Consider the following 16,328-nt stretch of genomic DNA (forward strand, 5'->3'; position numbering starts at 1 on the left):
AGGTGGCGCTGTACAGGAAGTATCGGCCGGCGACGTTTGGCGAGCTGGTTGGCCAGGAGCAGGTGACACGCCCGCTGTCGACAGCGCTGGATAACGGCCGGATCGCGCATGCGTACCTGTTTTCGGGGCCGCGCGGGTGCGGCAAGACGTCGTCGGCGCGCATTCTGGCGCGGTCGCTGAACTGTGTGGAGGGGCCGACGTCGACGCCGTGCGGGGTGTGCGCGTCGTGCGTGGCGCTGGCGCCGGGCGGGCCGGGCAACCTGGACGTGATGGAGTTGGACGCGGCATCGCACGGCGGTGTGGACGACATGCGTGAGCTGCGCGAGCGTGCGATGTTCGCGCCGGCGGATTCGCGCTACCGCGTGTTCATCATCGACGAGGCGCACATGATCTCCGCCGCCGGCAACAACGCGCTGCTGAAGATTGTGGAGGAGCCGCCGGAGCACCTGATCTTTGTGTTCGCGACGACCGAGCCGGAGAAGATCCTGGGCACGATCCGTTCGCGCACGCACAACTACCCGTTCCGCCTGCTGGCGCCGGCCGCGATGCGCGAGCTGCTCGAGCGCGTGGTGGCGGAGGAGGGCGTGTACGTCGACGAGAACGTCCACCCGCTGGTGATTCGCGCTGGCGGCGGGTCGCCGCGCGACACGCTGTCGATCCTGGACCAACTGCTTTCCGGCGCGGGGGCGGACGGACTGACCTACGAGCTGGCGCTGCCGCTGTTGGGTGTGACGGACCTGTCGCTGTTGGACGCGGCAGTGGACGCGATCGCCGACGGCGACGCTTCCGCCACCTTCCACACCATTGACGCCGTCATGGAGTCCGGCCACGAGCCGCGCCGTTTTGCCACCGACCTGTTGGATCGACTGCGTGACTTGCTGATCATCCGCACCGTGCCAGATGCGTTCGGGCAAGGCCTTGTCGACGCCCCCGTCGACCGCGCCGAAATCCTGCGCGCTGAAGCCGCGCGTTTTAGCCCCGCTCAGCTCGCAGATCTGGCGACCGAGGTCAACGACCGCGTCTCCGATCTACGCGGCGCGACCTCGCCGCGGCTGCTGCTCGAGGTGATGATGGCCCACCTGCTTACGCTCCCCTCGGGCGCCGGCGCCGGCGCCGACACCAGCGCGACCGGGGCCGCTGTCAGCTCTCCCGCTGTCAGCTCTTCCGCTGGCACCGCCACCCATTCCGGCTCCGCAGTCACTCGCGGCTCAGGCGGGGCGGCGGCCGCCGCTGCGGCGGCAGCGGCTGCAGCGGCCGCAGGTCGCGGGGTGCGCAGTTCTTCAACACCCGCCGCTCAGGCGCCGCAGCAGACCGCACTGCCGCAGCAGACCGCGCCAGCCACATCGACGGCGGCGAAACCCACACCGGAACCGGAACCGGAGCCGCAGCCCGACTTCGAGCCGGGGCAACCTCCCGCGCCGGAACCGTCCCGTTCTGAGCCCGCGCCCGCCCCGGCGATGACTCCACCGGTCGCGCCTGCCGCACCCGCAGAGCCAGCAACGCACGCCGAGCTGGCAACGCACGCCGAGCTGGCAACGCACGCCGAGTCGGGAGGGCAAGCCGAGCCCGACGATCGGGCTCAAGCGATCGACGACACCTACAAGGACGCTCCGACACCGGATCGGGCTGAACCGACACCCGCGCAGTCGCCTGCATCGGCACCCAGCGAGGAGCTCGGAGATGTCGAACACACTCCGCAAACAGCTGACGGCGCGGCTGCGGCGGAGAACATGGCTCCAGCTGACGAGACCGCGACCACAGGCGAAGCATCCACAGGCGAAGCATCCACTGACGGAGAATCCACCGGCGGAGAATCCACGGAGGCGCCTTCCGCGACCGAGGCCCCGGCTGCTCAGGATGCGGGTGCAGATGTGGGAGAAGCGACCGGGGATGTCGGCGAGTTCGATGGGGATGCGCTGTTCCACCGCATAGAGCGGGATTGGACGACGCTTCGTCAGTCGGTGGGCGCGCGGAACAAGGTCGCCGAGATCATGCTCACCGAGGCACGCCCGCTCGGCTTTGACGGCGCGACCTTGGTGCTCGGCCACAACACTGGGGCGCTGGCGGGCCGCATCAACGCCGAAAACAACAACGCAGACATCGTCGCGGTGCTCTCGGAGAAGCTGGGTGCGCAGATTGGGGTGCGGTGTGTGGTCGGCACTGATCCGGCCGCCGCGAACGTCCGCGCGCCCGAGCGCAAGGCAGTGTGGAACCCGGGCAAACCCGAAGTCGCCGGGCGCACTGAGAGCGGTGGGCGCACTGCGCGCGGCGGGAATGCTGCGGCCAACTCGGGTGACGCGGAGGGCGCGGATCAGCCTGACGACCCTGCGCCGGCACCTGCACCGGCGAAGTCACCCGCGCCCAACGACTGGCGGTCGGCAGCCCAAGCAGCGGCGCAGGCAGCCAGCCAGCAAGCCGCGGCTAAAGCAAAGCGGGACAGTGAAGAAATCCCGCCCCCACCGGAGCCCATTGACGACGAACCCCCGTACGACCCCTGGAATGGGGATGAAGGGGGGAGCGGTGGGGCGTCGATAAGCGAAGCAAAGCCCTACTCCCAAGAGGACGAGGAGCGCGACATGGCTGACCAGGCTGAAGCCGAGGAAGGGGAGCGCGATCGCCGCGACGCGACGCAGGTGGCGATGGAGCTGCTGGCGAGCGAGCTCGGCGCGAAACCGCTGTAGAGCAAGCGGGTACACTGGGCAGAGGTTGTATTAGCGATAAAGAAAGGGTGGATCCCACCATGACCCAGCCAAACATGCCGGCAGATATGCAGGAACTGATCCGTCAGGCCGCTGAGGTGCAGGCGGCGCTGCAGCAGGCGCAGCAAGAGCTGCTGAACACCACCGTGGTTGGTACCGCCGGCGGCGAGCTGGTCTCCGTGACCATGACCGGCGGTGCCGAGATCACCGAGCTGAAGATCAAACCGGAGGCTGTCGACCCGGAGGATGTTGAGACACTGCAGGACCTGATCCTGGCTGCGTACCGCGACGCGCACACCAAGGCTGGCCAGCTCGCGCAGGAGAAGATCGGCCCGCTGACCGGCGCTGCCGGTGGCCCGCAGGCTGGCCCGGGCGAGGTGCCGTTCGGCGGCATCATCTAGGCGCTGCCCCGAACTTCACTGCCTCAACGCGCCTGGCCACGCGCCGGGCGTTTTCTTTATGCACCAGTAACCCTGGGCACCCTGCACACCCCTCAAAGGAGCGCGATGTTTGAAGGCCCGCTGCAAGACCTCATCGATGAGTTCTCGCGTCTGCCCGGTGTCGGCCCGAAGTCGGCGCAGCGCATCGCGTTCCACCTGCTGCAGACCGAGCCGGACGACATCGACCGGTTGCGCGCGGCGCTTGAAGCGGTGCGTGACGGTGTGACGTTCTGCCGCATCTGCAACAACGTCTCGCGCGAAGAGGTGTGCCGCATCTGCGCGGATTCCGGGCGCGACAAGTCGCTAGTGTGCGTGGTGGAGGATGCGAAGGACATCCAGGTCATTGAACGCACCGGCGAGTTCAGCGGCCGCTACCACGTGCTCGGCGGTGCGTTGGACCCGCTGGCGAACATCGGGCCGAAGGACCTGGCGATTGCGTCGCTGCTGCAGCGCATCGGCGGGGTGCAACCGGACCTCGCGGACGGGGAAATCCCGGAGATCGCGGAGGTCATCCTCGCCACTGACCCGGACACCGAAGGCGAGGCGACCGCGTCCTACATCGCCCGGCTGCTCAAGGACTTCCCGGATCTCACCGTTTCGCGCCTCGCATCCGGCATGCCGCTGGGCGGGGACTTGGAGTTTGTCGACGAACTCACGCTCTCCCGCGCCCTCAGCGGCCGGTTGAAGCTCTAGAACCCGCCCTCAGTCGCTTCGTCCACGGCGTCCTCGATCAGAAAGTCCATGTCGTTGAGGAACGCCGTCACGCTGACCTGCGACGAATCCACGCCCGCCACCCGCAGCGGACCAAGCGTGACAAAGTCGATCCACTTGTCGCCGACCGGCGCCAGCGACAGGTCCTCGATCGCGGTGATGAAGTTGTCGCGGTACGCGCCCAGCAGCTGGCGGTGCGCTTCGGTGCCCAGGTCGTTCCACGGCGCGCCGACTGAAATCCAATCCAGCCCGATGCATTGCACGTGCGTTTCCGTCGCCAGCCATTTGCACAGCTCCGGGTCGAGGCACGGCCCTTCCTCCTGGTAGACCTGCGGGTTCTCGCTGCGGTAGCGCTCGAAGCCGGTCCGGATCAGCAGCAGCCGAATGCCGTCAAACTCGCTTGCGTAGGGTTCGATGTCCTCAACGGTCAGGATCGATTTGGGCTTGCTTTTCGACGGCACGTCCACCAGCAGCACCTCATCCCCGTCAAAGTTGAACCGTTCAGGGCCAAGTTCTGCGATGGTCACGCCGTCGGGAACAAAGTGGCGCGGCGCGTCCATGTGCGTGCCGAAGTGATTTGGCAGGGTGCTGAGAAAGCTGTTCGCATCGCCGTCTTCACCGATCACCGTGCGTTGGGTGGTCTCGAGTTTCGGGGTGCCGGGGTAGGCGGGGCCGTTGGGTTCAAGGATGTGGCTCAAGTGCACGTACATGCTTCTGCATGCTAGCGCTGTTGACGCCACCGGCGCTGCCTTCGCTGCGCACCGCCACCGCCCGCGCCGCTAGTTCAGGCGTTCCATGCGCAACCGGTCGATGGTCGGCAGCTCGAGCGGCTCGAGATCTTCGATGGTGCAGCCCATTGCCTTGGCGAGCAGCAGGTCCGCGAGCTGCGGGTTGCGGGCCAACGCCGGGCCGTGCATGTAGGTGGCAATGACGCTGCCTTGCACGACGCCCTCGATCCGGGTGCCACTGGTGGCGCTATTGGTTGCGCCCTCTGCGCCCCTTTCGCCCCCTTCGCTTGCGCCGTTGTTACGGACGGCAGCGCTCGCGCCATTGCCGGTGCCGCGGGTGACCGTCGCCAGCGGCTGCGCGTCGGGGCCCAGGGTGGTGGCGCCCATATGGTTCTCGAAACCGGTGAGCGGCTCCGTAAGCTCCGCGGTGATGCCCACGCGGGAGGGTTTGGACGCGATTTCCCCGATGGCGCGTTTGGAAAGGGGCTGCGTGGTGGCGTCGATAAGCGAAATGCCCTGTGCCTCCGTGCCGTGCGCGAAGAAGCTGTGGCCGAGGATCTGCATGCCGGCGCAGACGGCAAAGATGGGGGTGCCGTCGGCGGCCGCGGCCTGCAGGCCTGGGGAAGCGGCGAGGCGCGCGGCTGCGATGACCTGGGCGGAGTCCTCGCCGCCGCCGAGGGTGTAGATGTCGCAATCCGCGGGGATTTCGTCGGTGAGCGTCACTTTGCGGACTTCGGCGCGGATGCCGCGCATGCGGGCACGCTGGCGCAGGACGAGCGCGTTGCCGTCGTCGCCGTAGGTGCCCAGGATGTCCGGCAGGATCAGGCCAATGGTGAGCGTGCGGGTCGGCTTAGCCACGGTAATCCTCCTGCTTGGTCAGCGCCTTCTTCAGGTCGCGGAACGCGGTGTAGTTTGCGAGCACCTCCACGCGGCCCGGCGGGCAGGCGCGGATCGCGTCAACGGGGTCGTGGATGAGCTGGTGGTCAATGCCCGCGTAGAGGAGGCGCACCGCGAGATCGGTGCCGCGCTCACCGGCGGCGATGACTTTCGTCTCGCCGAAATCCTCGAAGGCGACGTCCCACAGCCAGGAGACATCCTCGCCGTCGCCCTGCTGCGCGTTCACACCGATGACCACGCCGTCCGCTTCGCGGTCCAGCATGCTAAGCGCCTCCTGCCAACCGGCCGGGTTCTTGGCCAGCAGGAGGTGGATCTCGTGGTCGCCGAGGTGCACAGTGGAGTAGCGGCCGGCGACGTTGTCGATCTCCTCCGCCGCGGCCACCGCCTTCTCCAGTGGCACGCCGAACGCCTCGACGGCGCACGCGATCGCCTGGGCGGCGTTGCCGCGGTTCGCCTGGCCCGGCAGTTTCAAGCTGAGCGGGACCGTCTGGCCGTCGGGGGTGTGGAGCCCGTCGTTATCGACCCACCAGTCGGGGGTGGGACGGCGGAAGTCGGTGCCGTCGACAAGCGGCTCGAGCGCGTACCAGTCGCCGTCGTCGGTGCGCACGACGTGGCCGCCGGAGCGCGGGTTGGTCACCGAATCGCCGGCCCAGCCGCTGCCCGCCGCGACCCACACCACGTTCGGGTGGTCCCAGGCACACGAGGTGATCAGCACATCATCGCAATTCGCAACGATCGTCGCCTCCGGATGCTCCATCACGGCCTGGCGCAGCGCGCGCTCGATCGAGTTGATCTCACCCACACGGTCAAGCTGGTCGCGCGAAAGGTTCAGCAGGACCAGGGCTTCAGGAGCAAGACGCTTGGCGACGGCCGGCACGTGCAGCTCGTCCACCTCTAGGACAATATGGCTGGCGTCACCACCTGCCATAAGCGCCGAAATGATGCCGGCATCCATGTTGTCGCCACCATCGTTGGTGGCCACGGTGTGGGTGGTGCGCATTGCGCTGGCGAGCATCCGGGTGGTGGTCGACTTGCCGTTGGTGCCGGTGACCAGCACCGCGGGGCGGCCGCGGCCCAGGGAATCCATGATGTCCGGGTCGATAGCGCCGGCAACTAGGCCGCCGATCATGCCGCCAGCGCCGCGGCCGGTCGCGCGCGAGGCGGCAGTAGCGGCACGCGCCGCGGTCACGGCTAGCGAAGATCGAATGCGGGCGAGACGTCCTTGCTCGGTCATGCGGCCTACGTTACTCCGGCCGTGCGCCGGAACCGGACTCCATTTCGGCAACGGCTCGCGTGAATTCTTCGGCGGAGAGAATTGGGATGTCTTTGCGGTGCGCGTGCATCGCCTTGCCACGCAGCTCCACGCCTTTGACCTGCGCGTCCGAAACCACCAGCGAGGTCTGGCGTGACAACTTCTCGGAGTAGGTCAGCCCAGCGCGCACCGCGGCGTCAATGAGGGTGTCGGGGCGCACGGCCACGTCATCGGTGACCACCACTTCCATGCCCTTATGCAGGCCCGCGTCTACGGCGTACACGCCGGGGTTCTCGGCCGCCGCGCCCGCTTTTTGCGCGTCGACGCGCACGTGGCTCCGTTGCAGCCCGAACGCGTCGGCGGTGAGCTCGCTGGGATCCAGCTCCGTCAGCGCACCCGCACCGCGTAGCTGCAGGAACAGCTGCATCAGCATCAAGGTGTTCGCCCGCATGCGCGCCTGCTCGAGTTCGTGGCGGTCCGCCCTCGCACCGGCGCCGTTCGCCGCCGCATCACTCGCACCCGCACCCGCACCCGCGTTGCTCGGCTCCCCGACACCCAGCGCCGGCGCCACCGCCTGCAGCCGCGCATCCACCGGCACAAACCCCTGCAGCCGCGCACTGCCCAGCACGTCCACCATGCTCGACGGCCGCGGCACGTGCCCGACCCGCTGGCGCCGCCGGTTGCCCTTCCCGCGCCGGGAACGGTTCGCTCGGGCCGCCGCGTTCATCGCCCGCCGCGCCTCGGAAACCACGAACCCCCAATCGCGTGGGGAGTCATAAAGGACGAGCACCCTGCCGTCGATAAGCTTGTTCAGGGTGCGCAACGAGCGAGCAAACCGGGGTGCCTGCGCGAAGTCGCCGACCTCGAGCCCGTGGATGTGGCGCGGCCCGGGGTCGCAACCAGGGTTGAACACCTGGTGGAATTCCTCGCCGATCTCGCCGGCCTCGTTGAACGTCACCGCATCGAGCGTGAGCAGGCGCCCAGTCCCCGGGTGAATCCCGGTTGTCTGCGCGTTCAGCACCACATACGGGTGGGCTGGCTCGTTCGGGGCGGTCATTGTTCGCATCTTAGCTGCCAGGGGCTTTTCGCTTATCGACGCCCCCTTGCTACCGCCCTACCGGCACCCCCGCAGCCCCTGCCGGGGCGCTCGCAGGCGCAGCGGGTGGTGCAGCCGTGGGCGGCACGTTGGGCGGGACGTTGGGCGGAGCTGTTGCTGGCACCGACGGAGGCGCCGTCGGAGGCGCCGTCAGCGGAGCAGTCCCGAGGGGAGCGGCCGGGGCACCAGTCGCCGGGGCGTTGGCCGGCGGAACGGAGGCGGGCGGGACCGTTGCGGGCGGGGCGGTGGTCGACGGGTCGCTGGACTCGTCGCGGTTGATCACGGTCACCGAATTGTCGTCGTCAGTTTGCGTCTGCTGTCCGAGCACGAGGGCACCGGCGACGATGAGCGCGAGCGCGGCAACCGTGATCACTGCGCCGATAATGAGGTTGGTGCGGTGGTTGCGCACGTCGGTGGGCGCGGTGTCCTCGGTCTCGGCGGCGAATGCGGCCGCGGCGGCTTCCTCGTCGGCCTCGTACTGCTGCTCGCTGGGCACTTCGACAGGCTCGGCGACCGGCTTGATGGGGGAGAACGAGGAGGTAACTGAGGGGTCGGCGAGGAAACCGGGGCGGGTCAGTGCGTCGAGGCCCGGGAGCGGGGAAATGGCGGGGAACTCATCGACGAAATCGACATCCACCGGGCCGACGGTGATGGTCAGCTGTGGTTGCCCGCCGACTGGCGCGTGGTAGCCGCGCGCGACGGCGGTGAGGCCGCGGCGCTCGAGCGCACGCAATGTCGGTTCCAGCGCGGCGCTGGTGGCCGGATCGAGGTGGGCGACCTCGTGGCCGTCGAGCCGGACCACAACGTCATCTACGTCGTCGAACCCGACCGTGGTAAGGACGTGCTTGCGGCCCATCTCCAGCGCCTCGGGCGCGTCCTCGGTGTAGAAGACGTCGGTGGGGCGGCCTGGCTCGAGGAACACCCACGGCTCGCTCGGCGGCTGGTTCTCCGGCAGCAGCAGGCCGGGGCGCGGGAGGCGTACGGAGAGTTCGGAGTTGACCGCATCGAGGCGCGTCGCACGCACCGTGACCTGGGGGACCAGGCCGGTGTTAATGATTTGGTAGAGCTCGGGGTACTCACGGGCGTCGTCAGTGCTGACTGCTCCGAGCACGACATTGTCACTCTCGATGACAAACCCTGCGCTGTTGGCGCGCGGCAGGAGCGTCGCGGGCAGGTCAACGACCTTGCTGCCGGCGGACTCGAGGAGGTAGGCGACGATCACCCGATCCAGGTCAATGGCGGAGACACTGCGCACAGCCCCCAGGCCATGGTCTGGAATCACATACGGCGTAGCGCGGATGCGTCGTCACCTCCCATGGCCATGTGTAGTTACTTATCCGCGTTTACATTACAACTGTTCCTTGGCAGGAGCGAGACGAATAGGTCGGATTCGGATCGCCTATTTGTCATTCCTGCCCCCGGGGCGCCACCCCCGCGGCTAGATGCCGCCAGCCTTGCCCTCGGTCAGCCCGCGGTTCACCGCGGAGACGATCGCCATCAGCGACGCGCGCGTCGTCGAACCTGCGATGCCCACGCCCCATGCGGAGGCGCCGTCGATGTCGGCGTAGATGTAGCAGGCCGCGTCGGCGTCGTCGCCCGCGGTGCGCGCACGTTGGGAGTAGTCCTGCACCTCGAAGTCGATTCCGAGCGACTCCAGCGCGTTCGCGAACGCGGCGATCGGACCATTGCCGGTGCCGTTGATCTGCTGCTCCTCGCCGTTGAAGGTGACGGTGGCGCGCACTGCCGCATCGTCATCGTCGGCAACCGCGCCGGTGACCTCGTAGTCGACCAGTTCGAGCGGAGAATCCAGGTCCAGGTAGGTGGAGGCGAAGATGTCCCACATGTTCTTGGAGTTGACCTCGCCGCCCTCGGTGTCTGTGATGTTCTGCACCACCGCGGAGAACTCCGGCTGCATCGCCTTGGGCATGTTGATGCCGTGGTCGGTCTTCATGATGTAGGCCACGCCGCCCTTGCCGGACTGCGAGTTCACGCGAATCACCGCCTCGTAGGTGCGGCCGACGTCCTTCGGATCGATCGGCAGGTACGGCACCTCCCAGACGGTCTCGCGCAGTTCCTCCCACTTCACGTCGGTCGACGACGCGCCCGGGCGCACCTTCTGCGCCAGCGCATCAAGCCCCTTGTTAATCGCGTCCTGGTGCGAGCCGGAAAACGCGGTGAACACCAGGTCGCCACCGTACGGGTGGCGCTCTGGCACGCGCAGCTGGTTGCAGTATTCCACCGTCTGGCGGATCTTCTGGATATCGGAGAAGTCGAGCTGCGGGTCAACGCCCTGGGTGAGCATGTTCAGTGCGAGCGTAACCAAGTCGACGTTGCCGGTGCGTTCGCCGTTGCCGAACAAGCAGCCCTCGATGCGGTCCGCACCAGCCATGTATCCCTGCTCGGCCGCCGCCACGCCCGTGCCGCGGTCGTTGTGCGGGTGCAGCGAGATGATCACGGAGTCGCGCTTCGCCAGGTTGCGGTGCATCCACTCGATCGAGTCGGCATACACGTTCGGGGTGATCATTTCCACCGTCGACGGCAGGTTCAAAATGATCAGGTTGTCAGGGGTTGCACCCATAGTGTCGACGACTGCGTCACAGACCTCAAGCGCGAAATCCAGCTCCGTACCGGTGAAGGATTCAGGAGAGTACTCCCAGCGCCAATTCGTATCGGGGTAGTCGTCGGCAATGTTCAAGATGAGCTCCCCAGCGTCGGTGGCGAGCTTCTTGATCGCCTCGCGATCCTTGCGGAACACCACTTCGCGCTGCAGCTTCGACGTCGAATTGTAGAAGTGCACGATGACGTTCTTTGCGCCCGCGCACGCCTCGAAGGTGCGGCGGATCAGGTGCTCGCGCGCCTGGACCAGCACCTGGATGGTGACGTCGTCCGGGATCATGTTGTTTTCGATGATCTCGCGCACGAAGTCGAAGTCGGTCTGCGAGGCGGACGGGAAGCCGACCTCGATCTCTTTGAAGCCCATCTCCACGAGCAGGTTGAACATGCGACGCTTGCGTTCCGGGCTCATCGGGTCGATCAGCGCTTGGTTTCCGTCGCGCAGGTCCACCGCGCACCACTGCGGAGCGACCGTGATCTTCTTGTCCGGCCAGGTGCGATCCGGCAGCGTGATGTCTTCAACCTCGACGGCGAACGGCTGGTAGCGGTCTACCGGCATTTGCGAGCCGCGCTGCTTGTTCCAGCTCGGTTGGCCCTCGTTGCGTGGCCCATTGGGGGTCACGATCTCACGGGGCGCGAAAAAGTCGTTGGAGTTGGGGTTAGTCATTGCAGAGTCCTTTTATGTCCTTCTACGTCTTTCGACGTCCTTCGACATCCTTCGACGCGGTGCTCACTTCTGGAGCAAAGTTTAGGCCACGGCCGGCAAGCACTACATCCGCGACGGGGTGCCGGCCGTGTGGTTGATCGGGGTTGATCAGAGCCTAATTCCCGCCGCGGCGTAGAAGGAGAAGCGCTCGCTGCGACATGTGACGCAGCCTACACAACTGGCGCGGCTGCGGCACAAGGATTGCCAAAAATTCTCGGCGCGGGCAAATGCGCGCGGCCGATTTCGCGCGGCCGATTTCGCGCGGGCAAATGCGCGCGGGCGAACCGCCGGTCGAGCTACGGGCCGAGCTACCGGCCGAACAGCGTCTGCATCGCGCCGTACGGGTGGTAGTTGTTGGGCACTGCGTATCCCCGCGGCGACACCCAGGTCGGCGCCCCGCGCACGTTTTCTATCCGGCCGCGCCGCTTCCGGTGCGTGTCATCGTCGTTGGTGCGGTTGTGGTACCGGCACAGCATCGCCAGGTTGCGCATGTTTGTCTCGCCGCCGTGTTTCCACGCGACGATGTGGTGCGCTTCGCAAGAGTCGGCGCCGTGGCGGCAGTCCGGCACCGGGCACACCGGGTTCGCGGCGCGCGCCAGCACGCGCTGCTTCTCGTTCGCGCAACGCTCGCCGCGGTACAGGTTCACCGCGCCGTCCTCTGCGTGAAACACCGCCACTCGCACCCCGTACGCCGGGTTGGAAAAGTAGCGGGCCAGGTACTCGGCACCCGTGATGGTCGTGCCGTCGGTGAGCCCGAAGCGGACCTCGTTCGGGTCAGCTTCGTCGTTCAGCACCTTCGCCAGCTCCGGCGCGGGCACCAGCACCAGCGGCTGCGGCGCCGCGCACGGCACGCCAGCCTGCGAGCCATCACCGCGCATGATCCGCACAAAGTTGGCTGCCAGCTGCGGGCCGGCCGGCCGATCCGGGTCAATCCCGCGGGTCACGGCATGCTCAAGGTCCGCGATGTCGCGCTCGTCGGCAGTCACAGTCACCGTTCGCTTGCCCATGCGCGAGCGGCTAAACGACGCCCCGTCGCTCGGCGCCACCTGCTCCACCGGCACCAGCCGCTTCAGCATTCGCGCGAACGATTGGTACGATCCCGGCCGCGCCGCCGCCAGCTCCTCCAGCACGTCGAGGCGGGTGCGTGTTCGCTCCCGCGCCCCCACCGCGTCCAGCCGCCGCTCGATCAACGCCAGCTGGTCCAGGGAAAACGTGCCGCGACGCACGAGATCCACCGCGCGGGCTTGCTGGCGGTGGGCGGTGGTGGGGGCGACGTAGACGTCGTAAAGCTTGGCCCAATCCCGAACCTTGCCGGGCTCGATTCCGGCGTCGAGTGCTGCTTGCTTGTCGAACCCGGCCAGCGTGTCCAGAACACTGCCGGACATGGCCTGAAGGAACGAAGCAAACGAAGTCATGCTCCGAACGCTAACCCGCCGCGCGCCCCGCCGGAACCCCTCGCACGCGCATCATAATGTGCAGGTCAGATGGAACCGGCCCGCACCCGCTAGAGCCACCCGCGCTCAAGCGCGATGGTGTAGGCCTCGAAGCGGTTCGCCGCTCCCGTTTTGGCAATTGCGGAAGACACGTAGTTCCGCGTCGTGCCGGGCGCGAGGTGTGCGGCCTCGGCGATCGCGTCGATCGAGCCGCCGCGCCCCGCCAGCAACAGCACCTCGGCTTCGCGCTCGGTCAGCGGCGAGTCGCCCGCAGCAATGGTCGCGGCCGCCAGCTCGGGGTCGATGTGCCGCTTGCCCGCGTGCGCCGCGCGAATCGCCGCCGCAAAGTCCTCGGCAGAGGAAGTCTTCGGCAGCACCCCCAGCACACCAGCAGCAAGCGCTCGCTTAACGACGCCCGGCCGCGCGTGACTCGTCACCACCACAACCCCGGCATCGATCCGCGCAGCCACGGCAACGCCGTCCATGCCGGCACCATCCACGTCGCTGTTGGAATCGCCTTTGTGATCACTGCTCAGCTGCAAATCCGTGACCACCACGTCGGGGCGGGTTTCGGGGTTGTCCGAAACCGTGGACCACCAGGTGAGGAATTCGTGAGCCGAGTAGGCGACGTGGACGACGTCGATGTCGTCCTCCAGGCTGATCAGGGTGGCGAGGGAGTTGGCGACCAAGGTTTCGTCGTCAAGCAAAGCGACGGTGATCATGCGCCTACCTTAAGCGCGACCGTGAAGCTGTTGGGGGACTGCTCGACCGTGAGGTGCGCGGAGTGTGCTGCGGCGCGGTGGCGCAGGCCCTCGAGCCCGGCGCCGGGGCGATCGGAGGGTTCCGGGTGGTCGTTGGTGACGGTGATGGCTTCCGGAGTGACCTCGATGGTGACCTGCGTGGCTTGGGAGTGGCGCAGCACGTTGGTGGCGGCCTCCCGAACGAACCAGGCGGCGGTCTCGCGCAGGTGGGCGGGCACGTCGGCGCTGGTGCCGGTGATGGTGACGGTGGCGCCGGCGTCGGTGAGCACCTGCTTCGCGCCGGCGAGCTCCGTGGCGAGGTCGGGGGTGCGATAGCGGTTGACCACGTGGCGCATGTCGGCGGCCGCGGTCTGGGTGAGCTGGTGGAGCTCGGTGAGCTCGTCGGTCAGGCGCGGGTCATTTCGTGCGGCAAGGGCTTGAGCGAGCTGTGTCTTGATGGTCATCGCTGCGAGGTGCTGGCCCATCGTGTCGTGCAGGTCCTGAGAGAGGCGCAGGCGCTCCTCGGCGACGGAAAGCTTCGCTTCAAGCTGGCGGGCGCGCTCCGTTTCAATCATCGCGCGGGAGTACCACAAGGTCATGGGCGCCATCGCTCCGAACGCCACGCTGTATGCCACCAGCACAACCGCGAAGTTTCCGCCAGCGACGGTGGCGACAGTCACCGCGGCGGCCACGATCAATGCTGCCGAAAAGGCAACGCTGTGACGCACAAACGGTAGGTAGGCGATGAGAATAATGAAGTAGATGCCAAGCGCGGCCGTCCCGGCACCCCAGGTGTACGTCCCCGGTGCCAGCGCGGCGACCGCGCAGCTCACGGCCAGCGCTGCCAGCTGCACCACGAGGCCGATCCGCAGCCACGCTTCGCCGTGTGGGTGCGGTTCGAGCCGCAGTTTCGGGTTGGTGTGCAGGGCAACCGACCCGGCGGCGCAGGACACGAACGCGACTGCGACGCCTGCGAACAGCGCTGGTCCCCAGTGTGGGGCTCGAACAACCGAATTGAACGCGATCACCGAGATGACAAACCACGGCGCTCCGACTATGGACCACCGGTTCACTGCCAAGAAGCGTGCCGAGTAGTCCATGTTGCGCCAGGTCGTTCGCTTGGCCGGGCGGGGCGCAGGTGCTGGCGGTGCTGGCGGTGCAGGCGGAGTCGGGGGTATTGACATGGTGGCCCTTAACAGTAGCGCCTAGCGATGCGTCTCCCAGCGCATGTACTTGTACCCGCCCCAGATCAGCACCACAGCCCACGCGGCAAGGATGAGCAGCTGCACCCAGGAGTCGGCAAGCGTTGCGCTGAAGCTCTCACCGATCCAGCCCTCGCGGAACAAGTCAATCGCGAGCGCAAACGGGGTGCGATCCAGGACATTGGCCACGCCTTCGGGCATGAGCTCGCGGAAGGTGGACTGCGACAGGATCATGAGTATCAGTACCGGCATGGAGGTGATCTGCGCGTTCTCCGCATTCGCCGTGAACGTGCTGGTGAGCAGTGCCAGCCCATGGGAAACCGCGATGCCCAGGACCATCACCGCGAGCATCAACAGCGGGTTCACCGGCCACACGTGCGGCACCGGCGGCTCGATCGGTATGAACATCGACATCGTCGAAAACGCCACCACAATGACCACGGTAAGCCCGAGCATTGCCACCGCAAGAGGCACACAGATCGCGGTGAGAATTTCCCAATCGCGCGACTCGCCGGTGCGCAGCCGCTTGAGCACTTTCTCATCACGCCTGGTCACCGCCATTGAAAGCGCCGGATAATATAACCCAAAAGCCAGCGCAAAAAGGATGAAAATCTCCGCGGCGGCCGCGGTCGAACCCACCGATTGATCACCCACCACCCACACGAACAGCGGCAGCACCGCAGGAAACAGCAGCGCCAGGATCACCAGCAGTCGGTTGCGCGTGAATTGCAGCCATTCAGCTCGGCCCAACGCTCGCAGTCTGCTTATCGACGCCCCACCGCCACGCTCAGGCAACGCAGTCGGGGAGGGAGAGGTCTGTACAGAAGTCATGCTGCTTCCTTTCCGGTGGGGGTGTCAGTGCTGGCTTCAGTGCCGGTTCCAGTGCCGGCTCCAGCGCCGGCGATGTTGTGGAACACCTGCTCGAGGCTCGCGGGGCGGGCGGCGAACTCGTCAAGCGCCAAACCGTGCTGGTCCGCCCAGCGCAGCACCGCGAAGGTGTCGTCTTGCAGGCGCGAGGTCGAGATAGTGACGCGCCCGCCGGCGCGGTGCGTGGTGGTGCCGGGGAGGTCGGGCAGTGGGGGCAGGTCGGGCGAACCCGGCGCGGCGTCGTGAAGCGAAAATGCGATCTCGGACGCCACCGTGTCGGTCAGCTCCGCCTTGGTGCCCTCCATCTCAATGCGGCCGCGGTGCATGATCGCGATGCGGTCGCACAGTCGCTCGGCTTCTTCGAGGTAGTGGGTGGTAAGCACCATGGTCACGCCGCGGTCCTTGAGCCCGCCGAGCAGCTCCCACACGCGCCGGCGCGACTCGGGGTCCAGGCCGGTGGTCGGCTCGTCGAGGAACAACACCGCCGGGTCGCCCACCAGCGCGCAAGCCAGATCCAGGCGCCGCTGCTCGCCGCCGGATAAGGACCCCACCTTCACATTGCGTCGGTGGTCGAGTTGGACGTCGCGCAAGATGTCGTCGATAAGCAATGGCTCCGAGCATGTACCAGCCCACATGGTGAGGGTTTCCTCCACCGTGAGTGCCTGCGGGAGGCCGCCGGATTGGAGCATGATGCCGGTGTACGGGCGCACCCGCGCGCGATCCGCGACCGGGTCGCCGCCGAGCACGCGCACCTCGCCCGCGGTCGGACGCGCGAGGCCCTCCATCACCTCCAGCGTGGATGTTTTACCGGCGCCGTTTGTGCCCAGCAGCCCGTAGACCTCGCCGCGTTTGACGTGCAAGCTCACGCCGTCCACCGCGGTGAAGCCGCCGTAATCGCGCTTCAGATTCCTCACTTCGATTGCGTTTTCCATGCCTCCAAGCGT

14 protein-coding genes are annotated in these 16,328 nt (G+C 67.1%); 3 read left to right on the forward strand and 11 right to left on the reverse strand.

Annotated elements, in window-relative coordinates; translation table 11 throughout:
• Positions 1-2 precede the first annotated feature (2 nt).
• The 3 genes from CGLAUT_RS00630 to recR all read left to right on the forward strand — a co-directional run bounded on the left by CGLAUT_RS00630 (position 3) and on the right by recR (position 3,832).
• Complete coding sequence (locus CGLAUT_RS00630; protein WP_290185662.1) at positions 3-2,681, forward strand: DNA polymerase III subunit gamma and tau; 2,679 nt, start codon at positions 3-5, stop codon at positions 2,679-2,681.
• A 59-nt stretch (positions 2,682-2,740) separates the two neighbouring features.
• Positions 2,741-3,100, forward strand: a complete 360-nt coding sequence (locus CGLAUT_RS00635; protein ID WP_095659022.1) for a YbaB/EbfC family nucleoid-associated protein — start codon at positions 2,741-2,743, stop codon at positions 3,098-3,100.
• 105 nt (positions 3,101-3,205) lie between these two features.
• Positions 3,206-3,832, forward strand: a complete 627-nt coding sequence (gene recR, locus CGLAUT_RS00640; RefSeq protein ID WP_095659023.1) for a recombination mediator RecR — start codon at positions 3,206-3,208, stop codon at positions 3,830-3,832.
• Here recR and CGLAUT_RS00645 read toward each other — a convergent pair.
• The 11 genes from CGLAUT_RS00645 to CGLAUT_RS00695 all read right to left on the reverse strand — a co-directional run bounded on the left by CGLAUT_RS00645 (position 3,829) and on the right by CGLAUT_RS00695 (position 16,316).
• Positions 3,829-4,560 carry a cyclase family protein gene (locus CGLAUT_RS00645; RefSeq protein ID WP_095659024.1) on the reverse strand — a complete coding sequence of 244 codons (732 nt, stop codon included), beginning with the start codon at positions 4,558-4,560 and terminating at the stop codon, positions 3,829-3,831. The genes recR and CGLAUT_RS00645 overlap by 4 nt on opposite strands.
• Positions 4,561-4,629: 69 nt before the next feature.
• Positions 4,630-5,436: a type 1 glutamine amidotransferase gene (locus CGLAUT_RS00650; RefSeq protein WP_095659025.1), complete on the reverse strand. Its 807-nt coding sequence runs from the start codon at positions 5,434-5,436 to the stop codon at positions 4,630-4,632.
• Positions 5,429-6,709, reverse strand: coding sequence for a Mur ligase family protein (locus CGLAUT_RS00655; RefSeq protein WP_290185665.1), 1,281 nt, complete (start codon positions 6,707-6,709; stop codon positions 5,429-5,431). The genes CGLAUT_RS00650 and CGLAUT_RS00655 overlap by 8 nt, the downstream gene beginning before the upstream one ends.
• Positions 6,710-6,719: 10 nt before the next feature.
• Positions 6,720-7,784 (reverse strand): DNA polymerase III subunit epsilon, encoded by a 1,065-nt coding sequence (locus tag CGLAUT_RS00660; RefSeq protein WP_290185667.1) that lies wholly within the window; start codon positions 7,782-7,784, stop codon positions 6,720-6,722.
• 49 nt (positions 7,785-7,833) lie between these two features.
• Positions 7,834-9,078, reverse strand: coding sequence for a hypothetical protein (locus tag CGLAUT_RS00665; RefSeq protein WP_290185669.1), 1,245 nt, complete (start codon positions 9,076-9,078; stop codon positions 7,834-7,836).
• 183 nt (positions 9,079-9,261) lie between these two features.
• Entirely contained in the window at positions 9,262-11,103 is a 1,842-nt protein-coding gene (gene leuA, locus CGLAUT_RS00670) for a 2-isopropylmalate synthase (protein WP_290185672.1), read from the reverse strand.
• A 347-nt stretch (positions 11,104-11,450) separates the two neighbouring features.
• On the reverse strand, positions 11,451-12,557 hold the full coding sequence (locus tag CGLAUT_RS00675; protein WP_095659029.1) for an HNH endonuclease signature motif containing protein: 1,107 nt from the start codon (positions 12,555-12,557) through the stop codon (positions 11,451-11,453).
• A gap of 89 nt (positions 12,558-12,646) precedes the next feature.
• Complete coding sequence (locus CGLAUT_RS00680; RefSeq protein ID WP_095659030.1) at positions 12,647-13,297, reverse strand: response regulator transcription factor; 651 nt, start codon at positions 13,295-13,297, stop codon at positions 12,647-12,649.
• Positions 13,294-14,499, reverse strand: coding sequence for a sensor histidine kinase (locus CGLAUT_RS00685; protein ID WP_095659031.1), 1,206 nt, complete (start codon positions 14,497-14,499; stop codon positions 13,294-13,296). The genes CGLAUT_RS00680 and CGLAUT_RS00685 overlap by 4 nt, the downstream gene beginning before the upstream one ends.
• Before the next feature lie 21 nt (positions 14,500-14,520).
• Positions 14,521-15,348, reverse strand: coding sequence for an ABC transporter permease (locus CGLAUT_RS00690; protein ID WP_095659032.1), 828 nt, complete (start codon positions 15,346-15,348; stop codon positions 14,521-14,523).
• Positions 15,345-16,316 (reverse strand): ABC transporter ATP-binding protein, encoded by a 972-nt coding sequence (locus CGLAUT_RS00695; RefSeq protein ID WP_095659033.1) that lies wholly within the window; start codon positions 16,314-16,316, stop codon positions 15,345-15,347. The genes CGLAUT_RS00690 and CGLAUT_RS00695 overlap by 4 nt, the downstream gene beginning before the upstream one ends.
• Between the last annotated feature and the right edge of the window lie 12 nt (positions 16,317-16,328).

The organism is Corynebacterium glaucum (genome assembly GCF_030408855.1).
GTDB classification, from domain to species: Bacteria; Actinomycetota; Actinomycetes; order Mycobacteriales; family Mycobacteriaceae; genus Corynebacterium; species Corynebacterium glaucum.

What these genes read in the sequence shown, in the direction of transcription:
- CGLAUT_RS00655 (WP_290185665.1), bottom strand. Translation starts at nt 6,709, where the DNA reads ATGACCGAGCAAGGACGTCTCGCCCGCATTCGATCTTCGCTAGCCGTG.
- CGLAUT_RS00690 (WP_095659032.1), bottom strand. Translation starts at nt 15,348, where the DNA reads ATGACTTCTGTACAGACCTCTCCCTCCCCGACTGCGTTGCCTGAGCGT.
- CGLAUT_RS00680 (WP_095659030.1), bottom strand. Translation starts at nt 13,297, where the DNA reads ATGATCACCGTCGCTTTGCTTGACGACGAAACCTTGGTCGCCAACTCC.
- leuA (WP_290185672.1), bottom strand. Translation starts at nt 11,103, where the DNA reads ATGACTAACCCCAACTCCAACGACTTTTTCGCGCCCCGTGAGATCGTG.
- CGLAUT_RS00645 (WP_095659024.1), bottom strand. Translation starts at nt 4,560, where the DNA reads ATGTACGTGCACTTGAGCCACATCCTTGAACCCAACGGCCCCGCCTAC.
- CGLAUT_RS00675 (WP_095659029.1), bottom strand. Translation starts at nt 12,557, where the DNA reads ATGACTTCGTTTGCTTCGTTCCTTCAGGCCATGTCCGGCAGTGTTCTG.
- recR (WP_095659023.1), top strand. Translation starts at nt 3,206, where the DNA reads ATGTTTGAAGGCCCGCTGCAAGACCTCATCGATGAGTTCTCGCGTCTG.
- CGLAUT_RS00660 (WP_290185667.1), bottom strand. Translation starts at nt 7,784, where the DNA reads ATGACCGCCCCGAACGAGCCAGCCCACCCGTATGTGGTGCTGAACGCG.
- CGLAUT_RS00695 (WP_095659033.1), bottom strand. Translation starts at nt 16,316, where the DNA reads ATGGAAAACGCAATCGAAGTGAGGAATCTGAAGCGCGATTACGGCGGC.
- CGLAUT_RS00685 (WP_095659031.1), bottom strand. Translation starts at nt 14,499, where the DNA reads ATGTCAATACCCCCGACTCCGCCTGCACCGCCAGCACCGCCAGCACCT.
- CGLAUT_RS00635 (WP_095659022.1), top strand. Translation starts at nt 2,741, where the DNA reads ATGACCCAGCCAAACATGCCGGCAGATATGCAGGAACTGATCCGTCAG.